Raw genomic sequence first — 6,069 nt, 5'->3', positions numbered from 1 at the left:
TTCGCGCTGCCGTTCACCGTGCCGCCGCTGACGGTCTCGCTGCTCTGGCATCCGCGCCTGGAGGCCGACCCGGCACAGCGGTGGCTGCGCGGCTGCGTGCGGGAAGTGGTGGCCGAGGTGCTGGGCGGCGACCCGCTCAGCTTTCCCGGTTGAACCTTCAGCGCGCTGCGCTGGTCCGCCAGATCACGTTGCCCACGTCGTCGGCCACCAGCAGCGCACCCTTGCTGTCGATGGCCACGCCCACCGGCCGGCCGTGCGCGTCGCCCTGGTCGTCGACGAAGCGGGTCAGCACATCGATGGGCTGGCCCGAAGGCTTGCCATCCGTGAACGGCACGAACACCACCTTGTAGCCCACCGGCGGCTTGCGGTTCCACGAGCCGTGTTCGCCAATGAACATGCCGCCGGCAAACGGCGCCGGCAGCGCAGTCTTGTCGGCCGCGGCCAGGCCCAGCGCGGCGACGTGCGCGCCCAGCGCGTAGTCCGGTGGGATGGCCTTGGCGACCAGCGCCGGGTTCTGCGGCTTGGCGCGCTCGTCCACGTGCTGGCCGTAGTAGCTGAAGGGCCAGCCGTAGAAAGCGCCCTGCTTGACGGAGGTCAGGTAGTCGGGCACCAGGTCGTTGCCGAGCTCGTCGCGCTCATTGGCCACGGTCCACAGCACCTTGCCCTGCCAGGCCATGCCGTTGGGGTTGCGCAGGCCGGTGGCGAACAGGCGCTTGCTGCCGCTGGCGCGGTCCACTTCCCAGATCGCCGCGCGGCCCTCTTCGGCGGCCAGGCCGTTCTCTGCCACGTTGCTGTTCGAGCCCACGGTCGCGTAGAGCTTGGTGCCATCTGCCGAGGCGATGATGTTCTTGGTCCAGTGGTGGTTGATCGTGCCGGCGGGCAGGTCGGTCAGCTTCTGGCCTTTTTCGCTGATGCCGGTGGCCCCTGGCGTGTACGGGAAACGCACGATGGCATCGGTGTCGGCGATGTAGAGCTCGTTGCCCACCAGCGCCATGCCAAACGGCGAATTCAGGCCCTGCAGGAACACCGTCCTGGTCTCGGCCACGCCGTCGCCATCGGCGTCGCGCAGCAGCGTGATGCGGTTGGGCGACTGCACGCCGGCGCCGGCCTTGGCCTGCACCTTTTTCTGCACCGCGCCCCGGATGCCCTTGCCGTCGTCCGGCTTGGGTGGCGCGTCGGTCTCGGCCACCAGCACGTCGCCGTTGGGCAGCACGTACAGCCAGCGCGGATGGTCCAGCCCGGTGGCGTAGGCGTTCACCGCCAGGCCGGCGGCGGCCGTGGGCTTTTCGCCTGCGGCCCAGCCCTTGGCCGGCGCGATCTGCATGGTCGGCAGCAGGCTTTTGTCGACCGGCTTGATGACCGGATTCGGGCCAACCGTGTCCGCCGGCGAAGGCACCGGGCTGCGGCCCGCTTCGACGATGCCGGCGCAGGCGGCAACGCCTGCCAGCGAAGCCGCGAGGGCCGAGAGTTTGAGGAGTGTGGAACGGAGCATGGGTGGTGCGTCGCATCGGGTGCGGCAAAGCCGCGATCCCCAATGCTTGCCCCCGGCCCGCGCCGTGGCTGTCAGCCAGCCGACCCATCCCGTGTGGGACTGGGCCTGCAGAGCTTCTCAGCTCACAACCTCAGGTCACAACAACAGCCACGCCAGCAGCACGCCCACCGGCAGCGTCAGGTAGGGCGGCTGCTTCAGCCGCCAGACCAGCAGCCAGGCCACCGCCACCATCAGCCCGCCCTGCCACGACAGGCCGTGCCCCGGCAGCTTCAGCAGCAGCGAGATTGCGCCGCCGGCGATCAGGCCGACCACCGCGCTGCGCACACCCAGCATGGCGTGCTGGAAGCGGCGCGAGCCTTTGAGCTGCTCGGTCATGCTGTTCACGCCCACGGAAATCACCGCGGTGGGCAGGTAGATGCCCAGCGTGGCGATCAGCGCGCCACCCAGGCCGGCCACCTGCATGCCGGTGAAGGTGGCGATGCTGAGGATGGGGCCCGGCGTGACCTGGCTGGCCGCGAGGCCGGCGCTGAAGCTGGCATGGTCCAGCCAGCCCAGGTGGTCCACGATCAGGCCTTCGAGCATCGGCACCATGACCAGCCCGCCGCCGAAGAGCGTGGTACTCAGCCCGCCAAAGACCAGGCCGACCTTGGCCAGCAGCACCTCGGGCAGCAGCGCCGGCACCACCTGGAACAGCGCCAGGCCCGCAGGGGCGATGCACAAGGCCAGTGCCAGAGGATGCAGGCGGCGCTGCGCGGCCTCGGGTGCCACCACCTTGGGCGCAGGCCAGGTGAACAGCGCCACCAGCGCCGCCATGGCCAGCACGTAGATGGCCGCGCCCCAGTACGGCACCGCCAGCAGCAACACGCCGCAGACAACCGCCAGCCCCCGCTCCTTCAGGCCTGGCGTGGCCTTCTTGGCCTGGTTGAAGGCGGCCTGCCCCAGGATCATGGCCAGCGGTGGCAGCACGCCCGCCATCAGCGCGCGCTGCAGGTCGGGATGCTGCGCCAGCAGCGCGTAGCCGCCCCACAGCATCAACGTGATCACGAAGCCCGGCAGCACGATGCCGGCCAGCGCCGCGGCAAAGCCGCCCCAGCCGGCCAGTCGGTAGCCCATCACCGCCAGCGCGTTGACGGCCTGGGGGCCCGGTAGCATCACGACCAGGGCGATCAGGTCACCGAAGTCCTGCTCGGACAGCCATTGGCGCTGCTTGACGAAGCGTGTCTGCGCCTGCGCCAGCAGCGCCATGAAGCCGCCCCAGGCGGTCAGCCCCAGCACCACGCAGTCGGCGAACAGCAGGGCCTTGCGGGGGCCCGGCAATGCTTCATCGGGAGGCGAGGGCGGGGTCAACGTGGTGGTGTTCATGGCGGCGCCTCGTTCAGGCCGCCACGCCACGGGCGCGGATGGCGGCCAGCAGGTCTTCCTGCGGCTTGCGGGCAGCGGCGTCTTCGGGGGAGAGTTCCTCCCGCACCGCGGACTTGCGGCGGCGGTTTTCTGCACCCAGGGCCATCATCATGGCCTCATCGTAGCTGCGCGGCAGTTCCTGCGTGCCGACCAGTTCCAGCTCGTAGTCCAGCGCCACCAGTGCGTCGCCGGCCACCGACTCGAAGTCGATGATCTCGTCGCGGGTCAGGCCTTTGAGCCACTTCTTGCTGTTGCCGGCCATCACCGGTTGCTTCACGTTGGCCCACATCTGGCCCGAGGCTGCGGTCTTGCTGGCTTCTTCGGACTGGTGGAAGTCCAGCATCGCCGGATGGAAGTCGATGCCCAGCCAGCGACACAGCAGCTGCAGCGTGGACTCCGAGTTGCGGGTCAGTTCCTCGTAGGACAGCGCCAGGTACTGGGTGGCCGGCACGCGGCGGCCGCATTCCAGCGCCAGCATCTGCTCGCGCTGCCACTGCTGGGCCACGTGGAAGGCGGTCTTCTCGCCGACCACCGCCTTCAGGAAGGACAGGCAGACATCGCGTCCGTCGCGGTACAGGTACAGGTAGCGGGCTTCGCTGCCGAAGTAGCGCTCGATCTCGGGCAGGAAGTGCACGTTGGCCAGCGACTTGCACATCCAGTGCGGCTTGCCGTTGGCCTCGGCCATGGAGTCCATCACCGCGCCGAAGATGGCCACCAGGCTGTTCTCCCTGCAGCGAGCGCGGATCTCGGCGCGGTCGAACGCCACGCCCCAGGGCACTGGGTTACGCTCGATCATCGTCACGGCGTCGTCGATCAGCTGCTCGAAGTTCGCCTCGTCCCGCAGATCGCCGTAGGCCGGCAGCAGCGGGGTGAAGCGCTCAAGCAGGTGAGGCGGGTGCGGCGCCGCAATGGACTCGGCCTGGTTGACCATCAGGCGCAGAAGGTTGGAACCCGAACGCTGGGTTCCGATCATGAAGACTTTCACTGGAAACACTCCTTGAGTGGGGCCATCGAAGGCCTCTTCTTGTGGGGCTGGGGGGGTGGATGGCAAGCAGGTGCTGATTTCTGCCCTATGCGGAAGAAACCTTCCTTAAGAGGCATCCAAGCACTGTTTGCGCATAAGAAGTGTCCGAAACTGCACCCTGAATCAATTCGATGAACTGCCCGCGGAAAGCCCCCGCTTTTCCGCGGATTGCGACTCTTGACAGGAGGGCGTGCCGCGTGCTCGAGTCGGCCGCCCTTCTGGGTGACTTTCTGCGCGACCTTCCGTGTGACCTTCCGCTTGAGGCTGCCCAGCCCGGCCGTCAGGCCGCGACCTTGCGGGCGCGGATGGCGGCCAGCAGGTCTTCCTGGGGCTTGCGGGCGGCCGCGTCTTCCGGCGACAGCTCTTCCTTGACGGCGGCCTTGCGGCGGCGGTTTTCGGCGTCCAGCGCGTCCAGCGCCGAGGCGTCGTAGCTGCGCACCGGTTCTTGCTTGCCGGCCACTTCGAGGTCGTAGCCCAGCTCGGTCAGCGAGCGGCCGGCGACCGACTCGAAGTCGATGATCTCGTCGCGCGACATGCTCTTGAGCCACTTCTTGGTATTGCTGGCCATCACCGGCTTGCGCACGTTGGCCCACATCTGGCCGGAGGCGGCCGTCTTGCTGGCTTCTTCGGACTGGTGGAAGTCCAGCATGCCGGGGTGGAACTCGATGCCCAGCCAGCGGCACAGCAGCTTCAACGTCGATTCCGAGTTGCTGGTCAGCTCTTCATATGAAAGCGCCAAATACTGCGAGGCCGGCACGCGGCGGCCACATTCCAGTGCCAGCTGCTGCTCCAGGTCCCACTGCCTGGCGACGTGGAAGGCGGTCTTCTCGCCGACCACAGCCTTCAGGAACGACAGGCACACATCGCGCCCGTCGCGGTACAGGTAGAGGTAACGGGCTTCGGCGCCGAAGTAGCGCTCGATCTCGGGCAGGAAGTGCACATTGGCCAGCGACTTGCACATCCAGTGCGGCTTGCCATTGGCCTCGGCCATGCGGTCCATCACCGCGCCGAAGATGGCGACCAGGCTGTTGTCGCGGCAGCGCGCGCGGATCTCGGTGCGGTCGAAGCTCACGCCCCAGGGCACCGGGTTGCGCTCGACCATGGTCACTGCATCGTCCACCAGGCGCGCGAAATTGGCCTCGTCGCGCAGGTCGCCGTAGGCCGGCAGCAGCGGCGTGAAACGCTCCATGAAATGCGGCGGGTGCGGGGCGGCGATCGAGGGCGCCTGGTTGACCATCAGGCGCAGCAGGTTGGAACCCGAACGCTGGGTGCCAATCATGAAAATCTTCATCGAGAAACTCCTTTGGGGGACGGTCCGCACCGTGTGTTCGGTATGCAGTGGGGGTGAGACGGTGCCGGGGCGATGACAGCCGGCGGCGTGAGGACTCCCCCGCTATCGGCCGCGCCAACGGCCCGTTGAGCGCAGGGGCAGCTGATGCGCGTGAAAAAACGCAAACGCTGCGGTGTGGCGTGAAGGACCGCCCCAGCTCTGCGGCGTGGCGGTCATGAAGGGTCGGAATCCCGACACATTCGCCAAATGGGGGCTTCACATCCGCCGCGCGGGACCGAAGACCCGGACAAGGCGCCGCATCAGGGGGCGCAAACGTTCTTCACCACGGCCCGCCATGAATCGCACCACTCTTGCTACCCGGCTCTATGCCGCCTTCGGCCTGCTGGCCGCGCTCCTCCTGCTGTGCGCCGGGCTGTCCTGGCGGCTGGCGTCCACCGCGTCGACCGCGCTGGCGGTCGAGCAAGAGGCCACGCTGGGCACCACGGCCATTGCCGACGCGCAGGCCGCCATCTGGGCCATGCGTCATGGCGTGGCGTACTACATGTCACCGATCGACGCCGAGACCCGCGCCAAGGTGGCTGCGGCCAGTCCCAAGCTGCGCACTGATTTCGAGCAGGCGATGGACGCGTTTGCCAGCAAGCCGCACAGCCCCGCGGTGCAGGCCAAGGTCAGCGAGCTGCGCGAGGCCTTCCCGCGTTATGCCGAGGCCCGCGTGGACCTGTTCAAGCTGCTGGAAGCTGACAAGATCGACGAGGCCACCGAGCTGCGCAAGACCCGCGCAAACCCGGCCGGCACGGCGGTCACCAAGGCCTTTGCCGAATTGATCGACCTGCAGCGCGAGGAGGTGAAAGACCGCAGCGG

The 6,069-nt window shown here is 68.0% G+C and carries 5 protein-coding genes; 1 reads left to right on the top strand and 4 read right to left on the bottom strand.

Annotated features, from left to right (window positions below):
• Positions 1-157: 157 nt before the first annotated feature.
• From FKP22_RS18315 to FKP22_RS18300, 4 genes are all read right to left on the bottom strand, one after another.
• Entirely contained in the window at positions 158-1,492 is a 1,335-nt protein-coding gene (locus tag FKP22_RS18315; RefSeq protein ID WP_141289066.1) for a PQQ-dependent sugar dehydrogenase, read from the bottom strand.
• A gap of 135 nt (positions 1,493-1,627) precedes the next feature.
• Positions 1,628-2,854 carry a chromate efflux transporter gene (gene chrA, locus FKP22_RS18310; RefSeq protein ID WP_141289064.1) on the bottom strand — a complete coding sequence of 409 codons (1,227 nt, stop codon included), beginning with the start codon at positions 2,852-2,854 and terminating at the stop codon, positions 1,628-1,630.
• A 13-nt stretch (positions 2,855-2,867) separates the two neighbouring features.
• Positions 2,868-3,878, bottom strand: coding sequence for a sulfotransferase family protein (locus tag FKP22_RS18305; protein ID WP_141289062.1), 1,011 nt, complete (start codon positions 3,876-3,878; stop codon positions 2,868-2,870).
• A 319-nt stretch (positions 3,879-4,197) separates the two neighbouring features.
• Positions 4,198-5,208 (bottom strand): sulfotransferase family protein, encoded by a 1,011-nt coding sequence (locus FKP22_RS18300; RefSeq protein WP_141289060.1) that lies wholly within the window; start codon positions 5,206-5,208, stop codon positions 4,198-4,200.
• 334 nt (positions 5,209-5,542) lie between these two features.
• On the opposite strand from FKP22_RS18300, the gene FKP22_RS18295 reads away from it, so the two are divergent.
• The coding region (locus FKP22_RS18295) for a Tar ligand binding domain-containing protein (protein ID WP_170200947.1) at positions 5,543-6,069 on the top strand (527 nt) is incomplete at its 3' end.

The organism is Ideonella azotifigens, assembly GCF_006519715.1.
Classification (GTDB): Bacteria; Pseudomonadota; Gammaproteobacteria; order Burkholderiales; family Burkholderiaceae_C; genus Ideonella; species Ideonella azotifigens.
Note: the sequence above shows the minus strand (reverse complement) of the source record. Positions and strands in the feature narration are given on the sequence as shown.

Excerpts from the sequence above, each read along its gene's own strand:
- FKP22_RS18300 (WP_141289060.1), bottom strand. The coding sequence starts at position 5,208 with ATGAAGATTTTCATGATTGGCACCCAGCGTTCGGGTTCCAACCTGCTG.
- FKP22_RS18315 (WP_141289066.1), bottom strand. The coding sequence starts at position 1,492 with ATGCTCCGTTCCACACTCCTCAAACTCTCGGCCCTCGCGGCTTCGCTG.
- chrA (WP_141289064.1), bottom strand. The coding sequence starts at position 2,854 with ATGAACACCACCACGTTGACCCCGCCCTCGCCTCCCGATGAAGCATTG.